18 protein-coding genes are annotated in these 22,269 nt (G+C 64.0%); 6 read left to right on the top strand and 12 right to left on the bottom strand.

Annotation, left to right across the window (positions count from 1 at the left end; genetic code table 11):
• Positions 1 to 4: 4 nt before the first annotated feature.
• Complete coding sequence (locus PMM47T1_RS07945) at positions 5 to 382, top strand: response regulator (protein WP_008367461.1); 378 nt, start codon at positions 5 to 7, stop codon at positions 380 to 382.
• A gap of 55 nt (positions 383 to 437) precedes the next feature.
• Here PMM47T1_RS07945 and PMM47T1_RS07940 read toward each other — a convergent pair whose 3' ends face one another.
• The 3 genes from PMM47T1_RS07940 to PMM47T1_RS07930 form a co-directional block, all read right to left on the bottom strand.
• Positions 438 to 2,153, bottom strand: a complete 1,716-nt coding sequence (locus PMM47T1_RS07940) for an ATP-binding protein (RefSeq protein ID WP_008367459.1) — start codon at positions 2,151 to 2,153, stop codon at positions 438 to 440.
• Positions 2,150 to 3,631: an ATPase domain-containing protein gene (locus PMM47T1_RS07935; RefSeq protein WP_008367458.1), complete on the bottom strand. Its 1,482-nt coding sequence runs from the start codon at positions 3,629 to 3,631 to the stop codon at positions 2,150 to 2,152. The genes PMM47T1_RS07940 and PMM47T1_RS07935 overlap by 4 nt, the downstream gene beginning before the upstream one ends.
• A gap of 106 nt (positions 3,632 to 3,737) precedes the next feature.
• Positions 3,738 to 4,796, bottom strand: a complete 1,059-nt coding sequence (locus PMM47T1_RS07930) for a tetratricopeptide repeat protein (RefSeq protein ID WP_008367457.1) — start codon at positions 4,794 to 4,796, stop codon at positions 3,738 to 3,740.
• Between the two features lie 521 nt (positions 4,797 to 5,317).
• Between PMM47T1_RS07930 and PMM47T1_RS07925 the strand changes: the two genes are divergently transcribed.
• Entirely contained in the window at positions 5,318 to 5,584 is a 267-nt protein-coding gene (locus tag PMM47T1_RS07925; RefSeq protein ID WP_008367456.1) for a DUF3077 domain-containing protein, read from the top strand.
• A 140-nt stretch (positions 5,585 to 5,724) separates the two neighbouring features.
• Here the strand turns inward: PMM47T1_RS07925 and PMM47T1_RS07920 are convergent, their stop codons facing one another.
• The 4 genes from PMM47T1_RS07920 to PMM47T1_RS07905 form a co-directional block, all read right to left on the bottom strand.
• Positions 5,725 to 7,146, bottom strand: coding sequence for an efflux transporter outer membrane subunit (locus tag PMM47T1_RS07920; protein WP_008367455.1), 1,422 nt, complete (start codon positions 7,144 to 7,146; stop codon positions 5,725 to 5,727).
• The gene (locus PMM47T1_RS07915; protein WP_008367454.1) at positions 7,143 to 10,322 is read right to left on the bottom strand and encodes an efflux RND transporter permease subunit; all 3,180 of its coding nucleotides are present in this window, start codon (positions 10,320 to 10,322) and stop codon (positions 7,143 to 7,145) included. The genes PMM47T1_RS07920 and PMM47T1_RS07915 overlap by 4 nt, the downstream gene beginning before the upstream one ends.
• A 13-nt stretch (positions 10,323 to 10,335) precedes the next feature.
• The gene (gene mexE / locus PMM47T1_RS07910; RefSeq protein ID WP_008367452.1) at positions 10,336 to 11,577 is read right to left on the bottom strand and encodes a multidrug efflux RND transporter periplasmic adaptor subunit MexE; all 1,242 of its coding nucleotides are present in this window, start codon (positions 11,575 to 11,577) and stop codon (positions 10,336 to 10,338) included.
• A 313-nt stretch (positions 11,578 to 11,890) separates the two neighbouring features.
• Positions 11,891 to 12,721 (bottom strand): oxidoreductase, encoded by an 831-nt coding sequence (locus tag PMM47T1_RS07905; protein WP_008367450.1) that lies wholly within the window; start codon positions 12,719 to 12,721, stop codon positions 11,891 to 11,893.
• A 240-nt stretch (positions 12,722 to 12,961) separates the two neighbouring features.
• On the opposite strand from PMM47T1_RS07905, the gene PMM47T1_RS07900 reads away from it, so the two are divergent.
• Complete coding sequence (locus PMM47T1_RS07900) at positions 12,962 to 14,155, top strand: CaiB/BaiF CoA transferase family protein (protein WP_008367448.1); 1,194 nt, start codon at positions 12,962 to 12,964, stop codon at positions 14,153 to 14,155.
• A gap of 348 nt (positions 14,156 to 14,503) precedes the next feature.
• Positions 14,504 to 15,250, top strand: coding sequence for a hypothetical protein (locus PMM47T1_RS07895; RefSeq protein ID WP_157212967.1), 747 nt, complete (start codon positions 14,504 to 14,506; stop codon positions 15,248 to 15,250).
• Positions 15,251 to 15,263: 13 nt separating this feature from the next.
• Here the strand turns inward: PMM47T1_RS07895 and PMM47T1_RS07890 are convergent, their stop codons facing one another.
• Positions 15,264 to 15,545 carry a YkgJ family cysteine cluster protein gene (locus PMM47T1_RS07890; protein ID WP_043300861.1) on the bottom strand — a complete coding sequence of 94 codons (282 nt, stop codon included), beginning with the start codon at positions 15,543 to 15,545 and terminating at the stop codon, positions 15,264 to 15,266.
• Positions 15,546 to 15,747: 202 nt separating this feature from the next.
• Between PMM47T1_RS07890 and PMM47T1_RS07885 the strand changes: the two genes are divergently transcribed.
• Complete coding sequence (locus PMM47T1_RS07885; RefSeq protein ID WP_008367442.1) at positions 15,748 to 16,473, top strand: hypothetical protein; 726 nt, start codon at positions 15,748 to 15,750, stop codon at positions 16,471 to 16,473.
• A gap of 123 nt (positions 16,474 to 16,596) precedes the next feature.
• Here the strand turns inward: PMM47T1_RS07885 and PMM47T1_RS07880 are convergent, their stop codons facing one another.
• The 3 genes from PMM47T1_RS07880 to PMM47T1_RS07870 all read right to left on the bottom strand — a co-directional run bounded on the left by PMM47T1_RS07880 (position 16,597) and on the right by PMM47T1_RS07870 (position 19,863).
• Positions 16,597 to 17,079: a DUF2938 domain-containing protein gene (locus PMM47T1_RS07880; RefSeq protein ID WP_008367439.1), complete on the bottom strand. Its 483-nt coding sequence runs from the start codon at positions 17,077 to 17,079 to the stop codon at positions 16,597 to 16,599.
• A 56-nt stretch (positions 17,080 to 17,135) separates the two neighbouring features.
• The gene (locus PMM47T1_RS07875; RefSeq protein ID WP_008367437.1) at positions 17,136 to 19,079 is read right to left on the bottom strand and encodes a DNA topoisomerase III; all 1,944 of its coding nucleotides are present in this window, start codon (positions 19,077 to 19,079) and stop codon (positions 17,136 to 17,138) included.
• Positions 19,080 to 19,257: 178 nt separating this feature from the next.
• Entirely contained in the window at positions 19,258 to 19,863 is a 606-nt protein-coding gene (locus PMM47T1_RS07870) for a TetR/AcrR family transcriptional regulator (RefSeq protein WP_008367435.1), read from the bottom strand.
• 117 nt (positions 19,864 to 19,980) lie between these two features.
• Here PMM47T1_RS07870 and PMM47T1_RS07865 point away from each other — a divergent pair, with 117 nt between their 5' ends.
• The gene (locus PMM47T1_RS07865) at positions 19,981 to 21,141 is read left to right on the top strand and encodes an MFS transporter (protein ID WP_008367433.1); all 1,161 of its coding nucleotides are present in this window, start codon (positions 19,981 to 19,983) and stop codon (positions 21,139 to 21,141) included.
• Here the strand turns inward: PMM47T1_RS07865 and PMM47T1_RS07860 are convergent, their stop codons facing one another.
• Entirely contained in the window at positions 21,142 to 22,203 is a 1,062-nt protein-coding gene (locus tag PMM47T1_RS07860) for an FUSC family protein (RefSeq protein ID WP_008367431.1), read from the bottom strand. It lies immediately after the preceding gene.
• Positions 22,204 to 22,269 lie beyond the last annotated feature (66 nt).

Here is a 22,269-nt window from a genome sequence, read left to right as displayed (position 1 = left end):
TACCATGAGTGAAGATGCACAAGACGTAGTCCTGATTGTCGAGGATGAACCCTCGATTCTGATGGTGTTGTCCGATTTCCTGCGTGGCGAGGGTTACCACGTGCTGGAAGCGAAGGACGGTGAGGAAGCATTCGATATTTTGGCCCGTAAACCACACCTGGACCTGATGGTCACTGACTTCCGCCTGCCGGGCGGTATCTCCGGCGTGCAGATCGCCGAGCCGGCGCTTAAATTGCGACCGGAGCTGAAGGTGATTTTCATCAGCGGCTACCCGCAGGAAATCATCGACACTGACAGCCCTATCACGCGTAAAGCGCCGATCCTGGCCAAGCCGTTCGATCTCGACACCCTGGGCGAGCAGATCCAGAAGCTGCTGGTCTGACCCCGCAGCGGCTACCAGGTAGCGGTCAAAACGCAGTGGCCAATAGAACGCGGTATCAGGCTTCGATCATCTCGCGCACTTTGCTGGTCAGCAGTTCGAAGGCAAACGGCTTGGTGATCATCTGCATGCCAGGGTCCAGGAAACCGCCACGTACCGCCGCGTGTTCGGCATAGCCGGTGATGAACAGCACCTTGAGCCCCGGGCGCAATTGACGGCCGATCTCGGCCAGCTGTCGGCCGTTCATGCCACCGGGCAAGCCTACGTCGCTGATCAGCAGGTCGATGCGCTGCGGTGAACTGAGCAAGGGCAGGGCGCTGGCCGAGTCGGCGGCTTCGATCCAGGTGTAGCCCAGTTCGCGCAGTACTTCGCACACCAGCAACCGCACGGCACTGTCATCCTCTACGATCAGCACGGTTTCCCCCGAGCGCGCGCGCCGTGAGCGGATGGCCGGCGTGCCGGCCTGCTCGGGCAACTCGCCCTTGAACCGAGGCAGGTAGAGGCTGACCGTGGTGCCTTTGCCAATGTGGCTGTCGATGGCCACATGGCCCCTGGATTGTTTGCTGAAACCGTAGATCATCGACAGCCCAAGGCCCGTGCCCTGGCCAATGGGTTTGGTGGTGAAAAACGGATCGAACGCGCGGCTGATCACGCTCTGGGGCATACCGCAGCCGTTGTCGCGCACGCTCAGGCACACGTAGTCACCCTCCGGCAGGTTGCTTTGGCCCTGGATAAAGCGTGCATCCAGGTGCTGGTTGCGTGTTTCCACCACCAGTTCGCCGCCATTGGGCATGGCGTCGCGGGCGTTGATCACCAGGTTCAGCAGGGCGCTTTCCAGTTGATGCGGGTCGGCCTCGGCCACCCACAGGTCGCTGCCCAGTTGCATCTTCAGGCGAATGCTTTCATCCAGGCTGCGTTGCAGCAGCTCGTCCATGGCCACCACCAGGCGGTTCATCTGCACCGGCTGGCTGTCCAGCGACTGGCGCCGCGAGAAAGCCAGCAATCGGTGGGTCAGGCCGGCGGCGCGGTTGGCCGAGGTGACCCCCAGTTCGATCAGATTATCCAGGTCCTGGGTTCGGCCGCGGGCCAGGCGCCGGCGTATCATTTCCAGGCTGCCGATGATGCCGGTGAGCATGTTGTTGAAGTCGTGGGCGATGCCGCCGGTCAACTGGCCCACGGCTTCCATTTTCTGTGCCTGGCGCAGGGCTTCTTCGTTCTGGGTGATTTGCGCGGTGCGCTCTTCTACCTGTTGTTCCAGGGTTTCATTGAGCTGGCGCAGGCGCTCTTCGCCCAGCTGCCCCGCGCTCAGTGCGGTTTGCAGGCGTTGCTGGCTGTCGCCCAGGTCATTGAGGCGGTCGCGTGCCTCGTACTGGCGCCGGCGCCCGCGAATGGCGGTACTCACCAGGCTGACCAGGGCTACCGGGTGAAAGGGGCGCTCCAGGAACGTCACGTTGCCCAACTGCTTGCCCAGGCGCATTGAGGGCGGGTGGTCCGGGCCGCCGTGGTAGGTCATCAGCACAATGGGCAAATCCGACCAGGCGGGCTGGTCAACCAAGTGCTGCAACAGCGGCGCCAGATCCACGTGATTGATCGCCTCCTCGGCGATCACGGCCATGCCGGCGCCCTCCTGTAGCTGAGCGCACAGGTCGGCCAGGGTGGTGGCGGCCGAACCGCTGTAGCCGGCCTCGCCCAGAATCGACAAGGCTACCTGATTGTCGCGGCCCAGCGGCGCGAGAATGATCGCGCGCTCGGGGGCCGGGGCTTGTGGGCTCACGGCTGGCGATCCTGAAGCAAAGGTTTGCCTTCGCCCACGTAAGTCGGCACGCCGCGCAGCACGCCTTGGAACTCATGCAAGGGTTCGCCGATGGTCATGCCGTCGCCACTGATCTTGTATTCACGGATAGTCGCCTCATGGCCGCCGTAGCGTTTCTTGATCACCGACATGGCGCGTCGCACCTGGCCCAAGGCCTCGAAGTAGCGCAACAGGATCACCGTATCGGCCAGGTAGGTGAGGTCCACGGGCGCCTTCATGTCGCCCACCAGCCCTTGCTGGGCCACGGTCATGAAGGTGGCGGCGCCGCGGCGGTTGAGGAACAGCAGCAGCTCATGGATATGCATCACCGGTGAGCCTTCGTCGATCATGGCTGCCTGGTAGCCGTTGATGCTGTCGATGATCACCGTCTTGATCTGGTGTTCGTCCACCTTGCTGCGCACCCGATGAGCGAATTCGCCGGGTGACAGTTCGGCCGCGTCCACCTGTTCCACCACCATGGCGCCGCTGGCCCGCATGGCCTCAAGGTCGATGCCCAGGTAGCGCATGCGCTCGAACAGCAGCCCCAGTTCTTCATCGAAAATGAACAGTGCGACCTTCTCCCCACGCGCCACGGCGGCGGCGGCGAACACCATGGCGATCAGCGATTTGCCGGTGCCGGCCGGCCCCAGGATCAGGGTGCTGGAGCCGTTCTCGATGCCACCGCCCAGCAACGCGTCCAGGCCGCCGATGCCGCTGCTCAGTTGCGAGCGCTCGTAATGGGCGCGATGTTCGGCGGCCACCAAGCGGGGGAACACCTGCACGCCGTCGTGGTGAATGGTGAAGTCGTGATAACCCCCGCGGTATTTCTGCCCGCGGTATTTCATGATGCGCAGGCGGCGGCGCTCGGCGCCGTAATCGGGGGCTTTTTCTTCCAGGCGGATAACGCCGTGGGCGATGCTGTGCAGGGTTTTGTCCAGCGGTTCGCTGGTCATGTCGTCCAGCAGCAGCACCGTGGTGTTGTAGCGGGCGAAGTAGTGCTTGATGGCCAGGATCTGCCGACGGTAGCGCAACGAGCTCTGGGCCAGGAGCCGGACCTCTGACAGGCTGTCGAGCACCACGCGTTCGGGGCGGATGCGGTCGACCACGTCGAAAATCTGCCGCGTGGCTTCGCCCAGCTCCAGGTCGCTGGAGTACAGCAGGCTCTGTTGCTGCTGCGCGTCCAGGAGCATTTCCGGTGGCGTCAGTTCGAACACCTCAATCTGTTCGTCCAGCTCCCACCCATGGGAGCGCGCGCCCTCGCGCAATTCGCGTTGGGTTTCCGACAGGGTAATGTACAGACAGCGCTCACCGGCCGCCGCGCCTGCCAGTAAAAACTGCAGGGCCACGGTGGTTTTACCGGCGCCGGGCTGGCCTTCAAGCAAAAAGATATGGCTGCGGCTAAGGCCGCCGCACAGAATGTCATCGAGACCGGTAATACCGGTGGCAGCTTTCGACGTCATCAACGCTCAGTCCTCGTGTGGCAGTCAGGGCGCGCAGTGGCTTTGCAACAGGCCACCGCACCTACACTGGACAACGGGCGGTGATGGCAGTTCAACCATTACCCGGCTACAGGCCTTGTTGCAGGGCCGGGTCGTCGGGGTTCTGCTGTTCGAGTTCGGCCAGCAGCACCTGCACGTTCTGCAACTGCCCGGTCTGCTTCCAGTACTCGATCAACAGCACCCGCGCCCTGCGGTTGGCCGGCTGGCGGCGCAGCAGTTCGTCCAGCTGGCGCTGGGCGGCTTCCACCTGGTCCATCTGGTGCAGGGTCACGGCCAGGCTATAGCGGTAGTCGCTGTTGTCCGGCTCCAGCTCCGAGGCCCTGGCCAGTGCCAGCAGGGCGTATTCGCCCTGGCCGTGGCGAATCAGCCACAGGCCCAGTTCATGCTGCAGCAGCGCCGAGTCGGGGTGGGCGATCAATTGTTCGGCCAGCAGTTGCCGGGAGGCGTCGTTCTGGCCCTGCTTTTCCAGTACGCGGACTTGCACGGCCACGGTTTCCAGGTCGCCGGGCGCCAGTTCGTGGGCGTGCTTGAGGGTGGCCAGGGCCTGGGTGTAGTCATCGTTGTACAGGTAGATTTTCGCCAGCTGCAATTGGCCGTCGGCGTCGTCGGGGGTGCTCAGCAGGGACTGCACATAATCGTCGAGCACCGCGTCCAGTCGGGCGAAATACAGGCCCACGTCGTCCGGCGACAGCCCCAGCAATGCGCGCGCTGCGTGGTAGCGGATTTCCTGATCGTCATCGTCCAGCAGTGGGCCCAGCAACAGGCTGCGCTGGGCATCGGGCACCAACCGCGTCACCGCGTCGATGGCGCCGTGGCGCACCAGCAGGTTCTGGCTGTCCTTGAGGTCGGCGCTCACCAGTTTCAGCGCCTGGGGGCTTGGGTAATTCGGTAGCTCGGCCAACAAGCTGATGCGGCGGATGGGCGACAGGTCATCGCGCGCCAGCTGCTGATAGAGCACCCGCGCAGCCCCTGGCTTGCCGTTGTGCGCCTGTTCCAGGGCAATGGAAAAGCTGTGCTTGAGTTCCGTCTCCGAAGGCTTGGCCGCCGGCCGAGCCAGGTACCAGGCGGCGCCCAGCACAATGAACAGGGTGATCAACAGGGACAGGTTACGGAAAAGCTTGGGCATTGAGCAGTCCATAGCGCAGCGGGCTTTTGCAGGGACGGCCAGCTTGGGACAGGTGGGGGGTGGGAGTCAAACGGGCCGTAGGTGCATGTCTGTGGCTTTGGGGTGTGCTTGAGATCGCGCGCCGCCCGCGCGGCGCACGGTCTCGAGACCGCAGTTGAAACATCGGCTAGCCCTTATAAGCAACACCCCAGTCCCGCAGCCTGGCGGCAGCGGCGAGGATTGGGTTTTACCACGTAACACTTCATAGGACCAAACGTAGGACAATTCTGATTTGCTCCGGTAGCCTTGTTCCCCCCGGGTCATGGCAATAACCTCTCTCGTGCCACTGTTTCCACGGTGGTCGGGTTTGGTAGCCCGGGTCTTAAAGTAATTGCGTGTTGGCACCTATGGTGGCTGTACGCAGGGCACCTTCGTGTGCGCCGGTTTTTCCTTACTTTGCCCGGTCTACCAACCTGCGTACCGCCGCCTCCCATCGTTTGGTAGCGATGCAGCGGCGCTCATTCGAAAGTAAAGGACCCTACATGACATTCGATATCCACTGCACCGCCACAACCCCTTTCGGCACCCACGGCGCCATCTCCGAACCCTTCTACACCGTCCGTGCCGGCATCCCCCTTGAAGACGCCTTGTCGCAAATCTCCCTGCTGCTCAAGTGCGCCGGCGAATCGCCCTATGAGCGATGCGATTGCGAACTGCAGGAACGCGGCCTGCTGTGGTCGGCACTGCACCAGATCGAAGCCGCGAAGGCGCTGACGGATGCGTTGATTGGCGGGGTTTCGGTGAATTGATGGTTGAACACCCGCAGGCCACCTAAACCTTGAGCCATGCAAACAAGGCTAAAACCTCGGTGTGTCAGGCCACAAAAAAGCCCCGCACAAGGCGGGGCAAAAAAGGTCAGTCAAACACCAACCAAAGGAGCTCTGTCACGTCACTTGGCCGACGCCACTGTCTGGCCCTTGTCCGGTACTTGCCAGCCGCCGCCCAAGGCTTTGTAGATGGCGACGATGCCGCGATATTGGTCCACTTCGGCCTGGGCCTGGGAGTCTTCGGCGCTCAGGCGTTCACGTTCGGCGTCCAGCAGTACCAGGTAGTCGACGGTGCCTTCGCGGTACTGGATCGAGGCCAGGTCTGCGGCGGCGCGGCTGGCTTGGCTTTGCTTGACCAGCGAGGCCAGGCGTTGCTGCACTTTGCCGTAGTCGCTGAAGGCGTTTTCCGACTCTTCCAAGGCCAGCAGCACTTGTTGCTCGTAGGTCGCCAGGGCGCCCTCGGCTTCGGCGTTGGCGCCGCGGATGCGCGCTTTCACGCTGCCCAGGTTGAAAGCAGCCCAGGTAATGCTCGGGCCCAGGGACCAAGCATTGGCGGCGGCCGAGCCAATCTGCGAGCCACGGGCGGCGGTGAAACCCAGGAAGCCCGACAGGCTGACCCGTGGGAACAGGTCGGCAGTGGCCACGCCGACGTTGGCGGTGGCGGCGGCCAGTTTGCGTTCGGCGCTGCGCACGTCGGGGCGCCGACGCAGCAGTTCGCCCGGGTCGCCGATGGGCAGGGCCTTGGAGATGGCCGGCAGTTTTGCCGGGCTCAGATCCACGCTCAACTGGTCCGGGCGTTCGCCCAGCAGGGTGGCGATGCGGTTACGGGCACGCACCTGTTCGGCCTGCAGTTGCGGCACGGTGGCTTCCACGCCGGCCAGGCGCGCGTCGGCACGCACCACGTCCAACTCGTTACCCACGCCGGCATCCCGCAGGCTGACGGTGATGGTGCGCGACTCTTGCTGGGTCTTCAGGTTGGCCCGGGCAATGTCTTCACGCAGTTGCGCACCGCGCAGGTCACCGTAGGCGTCCACCAGGTCGGCGATCATGGTCACTTGCAGTTGCTGCAGGTCGGCGCGGGCAGCGTCTTCCTGAGCGTCGCTGGCTTCCAGGCTGCGCTGGATGCGGCCAAACAGGTCGACTTCCCAGGCCATGTCCAGGCCCAGGTCGTAGCGCTCCTGGTTGACCCGGTCGGTGGTCTGGCCGGGCACCTGGCCCTTGCCCACTTCGCTGCTGACGCGGCTGGTGACCACGGGGAAGCGCTCGGTGTTGACGTCGTCGCGAATAGCCCGCGCCGCTTTCAGGCGGGCGAAGGCCACGCGCAGGTCACGGTTACCCTGCAAGGACTTGTCCACCAGCTGGTTCAGGGTGGGGTCGTCGAACTGCTGCCACCACACGGCGTCGAAGTGACCACGATCGTACTGGCCGTCCTTGGCGGCGGTGACGTTCGCCGCCGCGGTGTCCGGGGTCTTGTAATCCGGGCCCACCGCACAGGCGGCCAGGGCCAGGACCAGCAGGCTGGGCATGAAGAGTTTCAGGCTCATGCTGGGGTCTCCAGAGTCAGAAGCTGGGCGGCCTTGCGGGCCTTTTTCTTCTCCACGCGGTTGCGGATCAGCACGAAGAACACCGGGGTCAGCAGCAGGCCAAAGAAGGTCACGCCCAGCATGCCGGAGAACACCGCCACGCCCATGGCATGACGCATCTCGGCACCGGCGCCGTGGGACAGCACCAGCGGCACCACGCCCATGATGAACGCGAACGAGGTCATCAGGATGGGGCGCAAGCGCATGCGACAGGCTTCCAGTACGGCGGCCAATGGCTCCAGGCCTTCTTCCTGCTTGTCCTTGGCGAACTCCACGATCAGGATGGCGTTCTTGCACGCCAGGCCCACCAGTACGATCAGGCCGATCTGGGTGAAGATGTTGTTGTCGCTACCGGCAATGATCACCCCGGCAATGGCCGACAGCAGGGTCATGGGCACAATCAGGATCACCGCCAGTGGCAGGCTCCAGCTTTCGTACTGGGCGGCCAGCACCAGGAAGGCCAGCAACACGCACAGCGGGAATACAAACAGCGCGGTGTTGCCCGAGAGGATTTGCTGGTAGGTCAGTTCGGTCCACTCGTAGGTCATGCCGTTGGGCAGTTCCTGTTTCAACAGTTTTTCCATCGCCGCCTGGGCCTGGCCAGAGCTGTAGCCTGGCGCGGCGTTGCCGTTGATTTCGGCGGTGACGAAGCCGTTGTAGTGCATGACCCGGTCGGGGCCGGAGGTATCGCTGACCTTGATGAAGGTGGCCAGCGGGATCATCTCGCCCAGGTTGTTGCGCACCTTCAACTGGCCGATCTGCTCAGGCTCCAGGCGGAACTGTTGCTCGGCCTGCACGTTGACCTGGTAGGTACGGCCAAAACGGTTGAAGTCGTTGGCATACAGCGAGCCCAGGTACACCTGCAGGGTGTCGAAGATGTCACTGATGGCCACGCCATGGGTCTTGGCTTTTTCACGGTCGATTGCCGCGTCTACCTGGGGCACGTTCACGGTGTAGCTGGTGAACAGGCCGGCCAGTTCCGGCACGCTGCGGCTTTTGGCGATGACGTTCTGGGTTTCCTTGTACAGCGCGTCGTAGCCCAGGTTGCCACGGTCTTCGATTTGCAGGCGGAAGCCGCCGATGGTGCCCAGGCCTTGCACGGGTGGTGGCGGGAAGATCGCCATATAGGCGTCCTGGATCGCACCGTACTTGCCGTTCAGGGCTGCGGCGATGGCGCCGGCCGACTCGCTGGGGTCACGGCGCTCGTCAAAGTCCTTGAGCGCCACGAACACCACGCCGTTGTTGGGGCTGTTGGTGAAGCCGTTGATCGACAGGCCCGGGAAGGCGATGGCGTTGGCCACGCCCGGTTGTTTCATGGCGATCTCGGACATGCGCTTGATCACGTCCTCGGTGCGGTCCAGGCTGGCAGCGTCCGGCAGTTGTGCGAAGGCCACCAGGTACTGCTTGTCCTGGGCCGGCACGAAGCCGGTTGGCGTGGTGGAGAAACCCAGCCAGGTCAACGCGATGAGGCCGGCGTACACCACCAGGGCCACGCCGCTGCGGCGGATCACCCGGCGTACGGTGCCCACGTAGCCATGGCTGGCCTTGACGAAAAAGCGGTTGAAGGGGGCGAACAGCCAGCCGCCCAGCAGCCGGTCGAGCACTTTCGAGAAGCGGTCCTTGGGCGTGTCGTGGCCTTTGAGCAATACCGCGGCCAGGGCCGGCGACAGGGTCAGGGAGTTGAAGGCCGAGATCACCGTGGAAATCGCGATGGTCAGGGCGAACTGCTTGTAGAACTGCCCGGTGAGGCCGGAGATGAAGGCCGCCGGCACAAACACCGCGCACAGCACCAGCGCCGTGGCAATGATCGGCCCGGTCACTTCACCCATGGCACGCTTGGTGGCGTCCACGGGGTTGAGCCCCAGCTCGATGTTGCGTTCAACGTTCTCCACCACCACGATGGCGTCGTCCACCACGATGCCGATGGCCAGCACCAGGCCGAACAGCGACAGGGCGTTGAGCGAGAAGCCGAACAGGTGCATCACCGCAAAGGTACCGATCAGCGACACCGGCACGGCCACCAGCGGGATGATCGAGGCACGCCACGTTTGCAGGAACAGGATCACCACCAGCACCACCAGGATCAGTGCTTCGAACAGGGTGTGGATCACCGCTTCGATGGAGCCGCGCACAAAGATGGTCGGGTCATAGACGATGCTGTAGTCCATGCCTTCGGGGAAGCTCTTCTTCAGTTCGGCCATCTTGGCCCGCACTTCATTGGAGATATCGATGGCGTTGGAACCAGGGCGCTGGAAGATCGGGATGGCCACCGCCGGCTGGTTGTTGAGTAGCGAACGCAGGGCGTATTGGCTGGAGCCCAGCTCCACCCGGGCGATGTCCTTGAGGCGGGTGATCTCGCCGTCGGCACCGGTGCGGATGATGATGTTCTCGAACTCATCCTCGGTCACCAAGCGGCCCTGGGTGTTGATCGACATCTGGAAGCTGGTGGCGCTCGGCGAGGGCGGGGAACCCAGTTGGCCGGCCGCTACCTGGCGGTTCTGCTCGCGAATGGCGGTGACCACATCAGTGGCGGTGAGGTTGCGCGACGCGGTCTTGTTCGGGTCCAGCCACACCCGCAGGGAATAGTCGCCCATGCCGAACAGCTGCACGTCGCCAATGCCGCCCAGGCGAGCCAGCTCATCCTTGATGTTGAGGATGGCGTAGTTGGACAGGTACAGCATGTCGTAGCGTTTGTCCGGCGAAGTAAGGTGCACCACCATGGTCAGGTCGGGGGAGGCCTTGTCCACGGTAATACCGATGCGCGTCACCTCTTCCGGCAACTTGGGTTCGGTGCGGGTCACGCGGTTCTGCACCTGCACCTGCGCGTTGTCCAGGTCGGTGCCCAGGGCGAAGGTGATGGTCAGGGTGAGCTTGCCGTCGGCGGTGCTCTGCGAGGACATGTACAGCATGTTCTCCACGCCCGTGATGGCCTGCTCAAGGGGCGCGGCCACGGTTTCACCGATGACCTTGGGGTTGGCGCCCGGGAAGTTGGCGCGCACCACCACGGTGGGCGGCACCACTTCGGGGTATTCGCTGATGGGCAACTGGAACAGCGAGATCGCGCCGCCGATCAGGATCAGCAGCGAGAGCACCGCGGCGAAGATCGGCCGCTGAATAAAGAACTGGGAAAATTTCATCGGTCTTTTCCTGTTAGCCGCGTGGGGTGGCGACGCTGGCCACGCTCACCGGGGTGGCCGCGCCAGGCTTGGGCGCGTTGCTGGCCTGCAGCGCCTTCAGCTGTTCGGCCAGGGCGGCGAGGGTGGCGGGGCTGGCCATGGGCGCATCCTCAGGGTCTACCTGGGTGCCGGGGCGCACGCGCTGCAGGCCGTTGATGACGATGGTGTCGTCTTTGGCCAGGCCGGAACGCACAATGCGCAGGCCTTCCAGTTTTGGCCCCAGCTCCACGGTGCGGTAGGTGGCGGTGTGGTCCTTGTCCATGACCAGCACGTACTTCTTGCCCAGGTCACTGGCCACGGCTTCGTCCTTGATCAGCACGGCTTCATAGGTGCCGCTGCCCACCAGTTTCAGGCGCGCATACAGGCCCGGGGTGTACTCGCCGTCACGGTTGTCGAACACGGCGCGGCCACGGATGGTGCCCGTCTTGGGGTTGACCTGGTTGTCCATGAAGTCCATCTGGCCCAGGTGCGGGTTACCGTCTTCGTTGGACAGGCCCAGGTACACCGGGGTGGTGGCACCGCGTTCGCCCTTGCGTGCCAGTTGGGTGTACTTGAGGTACACGCGCTCGTCGGCGTCGAAGTAGGCGTAGACCTTGTCGGTGGACACCAGGCTGGTGAGCGGCGTGACGTCGGCGGTGACGATGTTGCCGGCGGTGATTTCGGCGCGGCTGACCCGGCCGCTGATGGGCGCGGTCACGCGGGTGAAGCTCAGGTTCAAGCGGGCCAGGTCCAGCTGCGCCTGGATGGCGGCAACGGCGGCACGCGACTCCTGGGCGCTGCTGGTGCGGGTTTCGGCAAGCTCGGTGGAGATAGCGTTGCTGGCACGCAGGCGCTCACCGCGCTGGCTTTCGCTTTCAGTACGGGTGGCGGTGGCACGGGCCTGTTGCAGTTGGGCTTCCAGGCGATGCACTTCGGATTCGAAGGGGCGGGGGTCGATCTGGAACAGCAGGTCGCCTTTTTTCACCAGCGAGCCTTCGGTGAAGGCCACCTGGTCAATCTGGCCCGAGACCCGTGGGCGCACTTCAACGGTTTGCGGCGCTTCCAGGCGTCCGGTGAACTCGTCCCACTCATTAATGGGCTGTTCCAGCACCTTGGCCACGGTCACCTTGGGGGCGGCCGGCGCCTGGGCTACCTGGGGGGCACGCCCGCAAGCACTCATCACCACGACCGCGAGGGCGGCCAGAGGGAAGCGCAGATGTTTGATTGACTGTTCCATGGGGCACGTCCGCCACTGTATTGAGAATGGGCGGAGTGTGGTCGCTTGGGGGGGCTATCGACGAATCGAATGGGGCGAAGGTAACTATCATTCACAATGATATTAGAGTGCCTCAGAGGCTCTGGCGCGGGCATTTCGTAAGCTTGCTATCGATTTTGCTGATGGGGCTTCGGGCGCTCTTAGGTAATGCCCTGCAGCCGCTCCCGCCAGGCTGCGAAGGCCCGCACAGCGGGCCCGCGATCGGCATCACTGCGCCGAGTGCGGACCTTTTCGCAGCCTTATGGCAGCGCCTTGACGACGACGGGCGGCGGGTTCAATACCCGGTGCTGGCCGACACCTTTTCCCAGGCTTCGATTTCGGCTTCCAGCGCCTTGAGCTTTGCCCGCACCAGTTGCAGCGCATCCTGGCCCAACAACAGATGCCGCGGCGCCTTTTCGGCATTCACCAGCGTCAACAACGCCTGCGCCGCCTTGTCCGGATCGCCCGGCTGCTGCCCGCTGCGCGCCTCGCGAGCCTGGCGGATGGGGTCGAATACGGCGTCGTAGTCGGCGATCGAACGGTTCGTGCGCACCATCGAACGGCCTGCCCAGTCGGTGCGGAACGAGCCCGGTGCCACGGCGGTCACCTTGACGCCCAGAGGCTCCACTTCCTGGGCCAGGGATTCGGAAATGCCTTCCAAAGCGAACTTACTGCCGTGGTAGTAGGAAATGCCCGGCAGGGTCATCATGCCGCCCATGGAGGTGATGTTGATGATGTGCCCGCTGCGCCGCTCGCGCATGCCCGGCAACACGGCCTTGATCATGGCCACGGCGCCGTAGACGTTGACGTCGAACTGGCGTTGCAGTTCTTCCAGCGGTGATTCCTCCAAGGTGCCTTCGTGGCCGTAGCCGGCGTTGTTGACCAGCACGTCGATGGCGCCGTGGCGGGCGAGCAGGGTATTGATGGCCGGCTCTATGGCGGCGAAGTCGCTGACGTCCAGCAGCACGCCATGGGCGTTACTGGGGTGCAGCTGCTCAAACTCGGCCACGGCGGCCGCCGAGCGCAGCGTGCCGATCACGGTATGCCCGGCGGCCAAGGCCGCCTGGGCGAAGGCGCGTCCAAAGCCGGAACTGACGCCGGTGATCAAAAAGGTTTTGGTAGTCATGGCCGGGCTCCTTGAGAGGGGAGTACCAAGGCTAGACCTGCCTGGCCAGCTTGCGTAGTACCAAAACTCTTGCGCTTTTGCCTGATCCTGCGACGGTTTCGGACCATTTTTGAAACAATGCGCCCAGTCCAGGGCATCGCTATGAGGGCCGGGCCGTTCAACTGCCCATGTGCTACACCCTGAGCGCCACGCGGGCCTGAGCAACTACGCTGAACCTTCCAACAACAAGAGGCCTGCCCCATGTCCGGTCCGCTCAGTGGTATCAAGGTGCTCGAAATCGGCACGCTGATCGCGGCGCCCTTTGCCGCGCGGCTGATGGGCGAGTTCGGCGCCCAGGTCATCAAGGTCGAATCCATGGGGCAGGGCGACCCGCTGCGCAAGTGGCGCAAGCTGTACGAAGGCACGTCGCTGTGGTGGTACCTGCAGTCCCGCAACAAGCAGTCCCTGGCGTTGAACCTGAAATCGCCCGAAGGCGTGGACATCATCAAGCAACTGGCGCGGGACACCGACGTCGTCATCGAGAACCTGCGCCCCGGTGCCCTGGAGAAACTGGGGCTGGGCTGGGACGTGCTGCATGCGCTCAATCCCGGGCTGACCCTGGTACGCATCTCAGGCTACGGGCAAACCGGGCCTTACCGCGACCGCCCCGGCTTTGGTGCCATCGGCGAGGCCATGGGCGGCATCCGCTACACCACCGGCCACCCGGACTCCGCCCCTGCGCGGATGGGTGTCAGCCTGGGCGACTCGCTGGCCTCGATGCACGCGGTGATGGGCGCGCTAATGTCGCTGTTGCGGGTGAAGACCGGCCAGGGCGATGGCCAGATCGTCGATGTGTCATTGGTGGAAAGCGTATTCAACGTCATGGAAAGCCTGGTACCCGAATACGACCACTTTGGCCATGTGCGCGAGCGCAGCGGCGGTGCCTTGCCCGGTATCGCGCCGTCCAATACCTACCCGTCGGCCGACGGTGCCTATGTGGTGATAGCCGGTAACAGTGACCCCATTTTCAAACGCCTGATGAGCGCCATCGGCCGTGATGACCTGGGCCGCGCGCCCGCGTTCGCACACAACGACGGCCGCGCGGCCCAGAGCGGGTTGTTGGACGAGGCTATCAGCGCCTGGAGTTCGAGCCACGGCGTCGCGCATATTCTCGCTGCCCTGGAAGCGGCTGAGGTGCCGGCGGGGCGAATCTACTCGGTAGCCGACATCGTCAGCGATCCGCACTTCCAGGCTCGTGGCATGTTATTGACGGCGCAACTGCCTGGCGGTGCGCAGGTGAAAATGCCCGGCATCGTCCCCACGTTATCCGACACACCGGGCGAAGTGCGCTGGCAGGGCCCGGCACTGGGGGCTCACACCGACAGTGTGCTGCGCGGGTTGGGGTTGGACGAGGAACAGATTCGTCGCTTGCGCGAGGCGGGGGTGGTGCAGTGAGGCGTGCCATGCCCTGACAGTTTTCCGACGATTATTCACCGTTTCCTCATCAGTGAAGCTAAGTCGACGGCCGGTATGAATATTTGCTCAGCTTTCTTAGGTGCAATTGATAACCGCTGCTAATCTCCTCTCAGTCCCCAGCTGCGTGCTTTTCGCAAGCACCGGCTGCCACAGGGGCACGCCGACACTGCATCCGCCGTGGGTGGCAACACCATCGACGCATTGTCCTGTAAACGCCCGTTTTGACGAACCTGCCTGTGTGCTGCCTTTGTCAGGCGGCACGCGGCTGGCTGTTCGAAACCGGAGCTTCTAACAACCTTGGGTCAAAACAGAGTTGGGGAGATGAGCATGGAATACTCAAGTTTCAGTGATGAACAAATCAAGGCGTTGGCTGCCTCCATAGACCGGCAGGGCTATGCGGTATTGCCCAACTGGGCGAGCCCGGCGGAGCTTGCCGAGGTGCAGGCGTTGGTCGAGCGATCGGTTGCCGAGGCGGGCAACCGCTACGTGGCGCTTACCGGTCACCAGGCCGTGACGGGCTCCCTGTTGTATGAGTGGGGCCGGTCGCCGGTGTTCCTGGACCTGTGCCGCCGCGTGGTCACCCAGGCGACCGGCCGTGCGGCCAACGACGATGGTTTGCACCAAGTGCTGCGCTGCCTGGTAGGGGACAGTGGCCACCGCGAGTCGATGATTTTCCACTACGACTCGTTCGTGCTCACCACGATCATGCCGGTGTGCATGCCCGAGGGCGAGAAGGGCGACCTGTTGATGCTGCCCAGCAAGCGGCCGCTGCGCGGCACCTACGCCATGAACCTGATCGACAAGCTTAAGGTTGACAACCGCTGGTCCCAACGCCACTTGATCAAGGCATATCAGCAAGGCAGCAACCGTTTCACCCAGGTGGCGATGGAGCCGGGCAATATGTACCTGTTCTGGGGCTACCGATCGCTGCACACCAACCTGCCCGCCGACCCTGGCGGCATCCGTGCCACGGCGGTGTTCCATTATGACAACCTGCACGGCGCCAGTTCGCTGGCCGGGCGTATCCGCTCATCGCTGGCCTTCGTGCGGCCAGGTCGTCGAGCCATGGTGTGAGGCAGGCGGGCGGTCAGGGCGCCAGGCGTTCTTCCAGGCAGTCACTGCCGCCCATTTCGAACTCACGGCAAATCAATGGTCGTTGCCGGTAGATGCTGCAACTCATGGTGCGTCGGTCCAGTGCCGCGCACCAGCCGTCGTCCAGCCGCGCCATGGTTTGCGAGCCCCAGTCATCGGTGTCGATGAAGCGCTCGGGCACCCCGGTGTCGGTGATCAGCATCACTTCCAGGCGGCAGCATTTGGCGGCGCAGGTGTCGCAGGTGGCAGTGGGGTCGAGCACCGGCAGGGTGTGCAGCGGAATCAAGGGCGTGGTCCTGGATGGGCATGAGCGCAGAGGGTACCGGGTGCGGGGCCATTCACAAAGCCCTGGTCATGACCAATGTGTGAATCCCGACCAATTGCCGGGTGATCGCACTTTTTCCCGATTTGCCCCTCTATAGATCGCTCGCCTGCGGCACCGCCGTGGTTTTCACCCCCTCCCAGGCCCGAAGATTCCAATGTTTCGCGTATTTCCCTACCTGCTGTTGCCGGCCCTGACGCTGCTGTGTGCGCTGCAGGGCTGCAGCCGGCAGACCGGGCAAGACATTGCCACGCAGATCAGCAACGGCAAGCCCGATGAATTCTTCCAGACCAGCGTGGACCGCATGGCCACGCTGGCCATGCACGATAACCTGCAAAGCCTCTACGTGCTGATGAACAAGCTGTACCTGCGCAACCCCGCGCAGTTGAAGCGTTCCGGCTTTGTCGATGCCGCCACGGCCGAACAACAGGTGCGCCTGGCCATTGAGCAGCAACACCCGTTGCCGCAACTGGGTGGCCGCAAGGACCTGGCCGCGCTGAGCTACGCCATGAGTCCCGAGTTTCTGGGCGACCGCGTGGGGGCGTTCATCTACGCCATCGGCAGCATGCTGGTGACGGCGCACGGAAATCGGCTGACGTTCTACATGACCGACAACCTTAACCCAACGTTCATCAACAACGCGGCGCGCAACATCGAGAAGGCCACCTGGCTGCTCAGCCAGCGCCAGGATGCCCAGGGCGAGCCGTTGCTGTTTTCCAACGCCATTTCCGAGGAAGGCAGCAACCTGAGTTTCGCCACCGAGTTCGGCAAGATCGTGGCGCGGCTCGACCTGGTGACGCAGATGCTCGACGAGCGATATAGACGCATGGGTCTGAATTACGCGCAAAGCCTGCTGTTCCTCAATTTCCTGCCGGTACAATGACGGCAGCCTTGCACCTGCGTGGCGACCCTGTAGGAGCCGCCGCAGGCTGAAGGTGCTGCGCACCTTTTCGCCGCCTGACGGCAGCGCCTGCGAGGTTTTTGTAGCGGCGCAATACGTGCAGGCTCACGCCAGCAGGCGGGCGGTACCGTACAGGCCGACGGCGAAGACTATATGACCTACCACATTCAACAGCCGCGCCAGCGCCGGTTTGGGCGCGCCTGAACACGCGATGCCAACACCCATGCCCGGTTGCAGGATGAACCAGCCAGCGCCCACGGTGACAATGCCCACGATCAATGCAGGCGCGAAGGTAGGTTGCACGGCCCAGCCCAGGCCCCAGATCAACAGCAGCGCGGCGGCGAAGACCATGCCGGTGACGTAGTGCATGACCCAGCCGATAGCCAGTTCATTGTGCACCGGGGCGGACGAGGCAATGCCTTTGCGATGTACGAAATGCCCGCGCGGCAGGCCGGCAAACCAGCGCCCTACAAAGTGCCACGGCGGCGTGGGCAAGCCGAACAGTTTGTTCAACAGCAGGTTCCACACGTCCAGCAGCGCTGTGGCGCCTGCACCGAAAACGACCGACAGGCCAATGAACTCAAGCATTCTCAGGGTTTCCTTTCCGTTATCCAGGGGCACGACGATAGCAGTTTCGCCTGCTTTCAGGTGGCCGCTGCCTTGGGTTTGCGCGTGCGCGGCGCGGTGCCCTTGCGCGCGGCGGGCTTGCGTTTCTTCTTCCAGGGCGCGCCCTGGCCCGGCGGGCTGGCGGGGCCGCTGATGGTCAGGCTAAGCCCGGCGCAGCGTTCTACCTGACGGCTCATCCACGCCGATTGCTTGGCGACGAATTCTTCCAGGCTCATTTCACCGCTTTGCACCATGTCCAGTGCCTGCTCCCAGATGGCCGTGGTGCCGGGGTCGGCAATGGCCCGGGGCACGGCGTCGATCAGGCTGAAGGCCGCAGGCGTGGCATTGAGCGCCTTGCCGTTCTTGCTCAGGTAACCCCGGTCTATCAGGCCCTGGATGATGCCCGCCCGGGTGGCTTCGGTGCCAATGCCGGTGGTGTCCTTGAGCTTCTGTTTCAGGCGCGGGTCGTCCACCAGCTTGGCGACGTTCTTCATGGCCTTGATCAGGTCGCCTTCGGTGAAGGGTTTTGGCGGTTGGGTCCACAGGTCCTTGAGGGTGGTTTCACCCACATCGTAGTCCTGCCCTTCGTGCAAGGCCGGCAGTGCTTGGGGGGCAGGGGCTTCGCGCCCCTTGGCCGGTGTAAGCGCCTCAGGCAGCGCTCGCCGCCAACCGGGCTCGACGATGCGCTTGCCCACGGCGCGCAGGCGCTGGCCGGCGCAGTCGAAGTCGGCCTGGGTGCGGTCGTACTCGTGGTTGGGCAGGAACTGCGCCAGGTAGCGGGCGCGTATCAGTGTGTACACCGCGCGTTGCTTGCCGCCCAGGCGGCCCAGGTCGGTGCCGGCGGCCGTGGGAATGATGCCGTGGTGGGCGCTGACCTTGGCGTCGTTCCAGGCGCGTGAGCGCCGGCTGGCGTCGATGTGTGGCATCAGCCCGGCCAGGGCAGGGTCGGCGCGGCCCAGGGCGGCGAGGATCGACGGTGCCTCGGCGTGCTGGCTGTTGGGCAGGTAGCCGCAGTCACTGCGCGGGTAGGTGATGATTTTGTACTGCTCGTACAGCGCCTGGGCGATGTCCAGGGTTTCCTGGGCGCCCAGCCCAAGCTTTTTCGAGCACACTTCCTGCAGCGTGCCCAGGTCGAAGGGCAGTGGCGCTGCTTCACCCATGCGTTCGGTGCGCAGTTTCGCCAGCCTGGCGACGCTGGCGGTACGCAGTGCATCGGCGGCCGCCTGAGCCACGGACGGGTTCACGCAGCGGCCTTGATCGTCGCAGTGGTCGTTGGGCGGGCACCATTGGGCGATGAAGGGCAGGCCGCGTGGGTCAAGCCGCACGTCGATGGCCCAGAACGGCGCGGGCACGAAGGCGGCGATGCTGCGGTCACGGTCCACCACCAGGCGCAAGGTGGGGGTTTGTACCCTGCCCACAGGCAGCACGCCCTGGTAGCCGGACTGGCGACCCAGCAAGGTGAACAGGCGGCTCATGTTCATGCCGATCAGCCAGTCGGCGCGCGACCGGCCCAGGGCCGAGTGGTAGAGGCTGAAGGTTTCCGCTCCAGGCTTGAGGGCTGCCAGGGCCTTGCGGATGGAGGCGTCGTCGAGTGCCGAGAGCCACAGGCGCTGGACCGGGCCACGGTAGCGGCAGTGCTCCAGCAGCTCGCGGGCAATCATTTCGCCTTCGCGGTCGGCGTCGGTGGCAATCACCAGTTCCCGCGCTTCGCCCAGCAGCCGCTTGACCGCCTTGAACTGGCTGGCGGTCTTGGGCTTGACCAGCATCTTCCATTTGTCCGGAATGATCGGCAGGTCGGCCAGTACCCAGCGCTTGTAGCGCTCGTCGTAGGCGTCGGGCGGCGCGGTTTCCAGCAGGTGGCCGATGCACCAGGTCACCGTCACGTCCGTGCCCATCCAGCAGCCGTCACCGCGCCGGTTGGCGCCGAGCACCTTGGCAATATCCTTGGCCTGGGAGGGCTTTTCGCAGAGGTAGAGGCGCATGGCCGTGGTCGGTCTTCAGCAGCGGGGCGAAGCCCATAGCATGGGCAAAGCGGGCGCGTCAGGCAAGCAAAATATGTATGGATATACAGCCTTTGCACGCTTGGTTGTTGGGGCCACCGTCTTGCGCGGACACTGCAGCTGCTGCCGCAAGGCTGCGCTGGCCCTGTGCCTCAAGCGTTCAGGGTTCACCCACGGCAGCGGCGACACCCGTCCACAAGCCCTCGCACAGCAGCAATGCGCAATGCCGTGCGTTGGCCTGCCGCTGCCGGGCATCCACTGGCTCGCGCGCCATCTGGTCGACCATGCCGACAAAGCACTTGCCGATCATGTCCGCCGGTACATCGGTGCGAAACAAGCCAATCTGCTGTTCCTTGGCGATGTTGTTGCCGATCCACGTGGCCATGCCGGCCTTGGTCAGGGTGCAGCCTGGCGGCTGGAAAAAGCCGATCTGGGTCAGGTCCGGGTCCTGGGCCAGGAAATCGAAAAAGCGCAGGAAGCTGGTCGCCACGCTGTCCAGCAGTTCATCGGTGTTCATGGCGGTCTTGATCAGCATGGTGCTGATCAGCGCTTCCAGTCGCCGGCGAAACTCGCCCACCAGTTCTTCGTAGGCCGCTTCCTTGCTGTCGAAGTAGCTGTAGAACGTGGGCTGGGTGAGGCCGCTGGCCTTGACGATGTCGCTGACCTTGGTGGCGTGGAAGCCGCGCCGGGCGAATTCTGCGGCGGCGGCCTCACGCAAGCGGGCGTGGGTGTGTTCGCCCTTGGTACGGGGTGGCTGGCTGGGCATGGGTGAGGATCACTGGCCGGGAAATTTTTACTTGTGAGTAATGTTACTCAAGAGTAGCCTCTTTGGGCAAATACTACTCACGAGTATGGTTTACCCCTGCGACCTGGAGGTCCACCCATGAAGTTGATCCTGTTTGCACTGGCCTTGGCGGCGTTCGCCATTGGCACCACCGAGTTCGCGCCCATGGGCCTGTTGCCGGTGATTGCCGACGGCGTTCATGTCTCCATTCCCACGGCCGGCCTGTTGATCAGCGCCTACGCCATTGGCGTGATGGTGGGCGCGCCGCTGATGACCCTGCTGCTGGCCCCGGCACGGCGCAAGTCCGCGCTGCTGGGGTTGATGGCGATTTTCACCTTGGGCAATCTGTTCTCGGCCCTGGCGCCGGGTTACGACACCCTGGTGTTGTCGCGGGTGTTCACCAGCCTGGCCCATGGCGCTTTTTTTGGCATCGGTTCAGTGGTGGCGGCCAACCTGGTACCGGCCGACAAGCGCGCCGGCGCCGTGGCGACCATGTTCATGGGCCTGACCATCGCCAACATCGGCGGCGTGCCGGCCGCCACCTGGCTGGGCCAGGCCATTGGCTGGCGCATGGCATTCGCCGCCACCGCAGGGCTGGGTGCGTTGTCGATGCTGGGGCTGGCCCTGTGGCTGCCTCGTGGTGAGCGCGGCGAGAAGCCGGACGTGCGCCGCGAACTGCGCGTGCTCATGCGCGGTGACGTGGTGCGCGCCTTGTTCACCACTGTGCTGGGTGCTGGGGCGATGTTTACGCTGTACACCTACATCGCGGCCGTGATGCAGCACCTGATCAACGCCACGCCGACCTTCGTGACCGTTTTGCTGGTCATGATTGGGATCGGTTTCACAGCCGGCAATTACCTCAGTGGCAAGCTCGCCAACCGCTCGCTGGAAGGCACCCTGGCGGGGTTTTTGGTGTTGATGGCGGTGTTGATGTTCGGCATGCCCGAGCTGCTGAAAGGGCAAGTGAGTGCCACCGTGCTGATGGTGCTGTGGGGCGCGTCGGCCTTCGCCCTGATCCCGGTGTTACAAACCCGGGTGATGCAGTCGGCCCATGACGCGCCGGGCCTGGCGTCATCGGTGAATATCGGTGCGTTCAACCTGGGCAATGGCCTGGGCGCAGCCCTGGGCGGTGGGGTGCTGACCCTTGGCCTGGGCTATGAATGGATCGCGCCTGCCGGTGGGCTGCTGGCGCTGGCGGGGCTGGTGCTGGTTGGCTACGGCCACTTCCGGGCGCCGGCCGGCGTGGCCCAGTCGGCCTGATCAGAGGTTCCAGCGCCGGGAGCTCTTGTGCAGACGCTGGCGCAGGCCTTCCAGGTTGGTGGCCAGTTGCAGGGTCAGCAGGCGAAAGCCCTGGGCGTCCTGACTGTCAGGCACCTGCACGTGTTCGATCTCGGCGCCGCGTTCCACCTGGCGTGCCAGGCGATCGGTGGCGCCGGTTTCCAGGGCGCGGGCCATGGCAATCAGCTGCCGGTTGATTTGTCGGTGTTCCGGGTGCAGCCAGTCGTGCCAGTCGTTGTGCTCGCGCGGGCGCAGGTTCGACAGCAGTTCCAGGGTGCTTAGGCACAGGCGGAACTGGCCTTGGATCACTTCCAGTTCGGTCAGCGGAATACGCACTTCCTTGGACACCGATGGCATCAGCGAGCGCAACTGCACCATGATGGCGTTGAGTTGCGCGGCCAGCTTGAGGTGTTCGTCATCGGTTACCGAGTGGCCGTTGAGAATGCGCCCGTAGGCCTTGGCGCAACCGCGCAGCCCCTTGGCCAGGCTGAAACGCCAGGAGTACACCGCGTACAGCGGGATAGCAAAGGAAAATGCCAGTGCCAGGGCAATGCCGATCAGAATGTCCACCAGGCGCCACAGGCCATCGCTGATGGGGTTGTCACCGTGACCGGCGACAATGAACACGGTGATCGCCGACAGCAGGGCAATGTAGCCGCCTTTGCCGATAGCGTGATAGGCGAAGAAACCGCACACCGTGGACATGGCCACGTACGTCAGCCATTGCTCGTGCAGGTAGCCTTGCTGCACCACCAGCAACAGGCCGATGGCGGCGCCGATCAGCGTGCCATAGGCGCGTTCCAGCGATTTGCGGCCGATATTGCCCTGGTGCTGCAGGCCGCCGATCACGATCAGCAATGTCACCGAGGCCCACTCGCCGTGGGGCAGGCTCAGGCCTGTGGTGAGCAGAATCGACGCCAGCAGGCCCACCGCCACGCGCCCGGCATGGATGTAGCGGGCGTACAGGTAGCGGCGGTGCGGGTCGAGCAGGGGGCGCAGCAGGTGACGCAGGATGGGTAAGCGGCTTAGACGCAGTGCCTTCATAAAACGGGACGCCGTTGGAGGATCGGTGGGTGAGTATTATGCACGGGTTGCCGAGGTGTGGCTGCT

The sequence above is a fragment of the Pseudomonas sp. M47T1 genome (assembly GCF_000263855.1).
Taxonomy (GTDB): Bacteria; Pseudomonadota; Gammaproteobacteria; order Pseudomonadales; family Pseudomonadaceae; genus Aquipseudomonas.
This window is presented reverse-complemented; position numbering and strand designations above follow the sequence as displayed.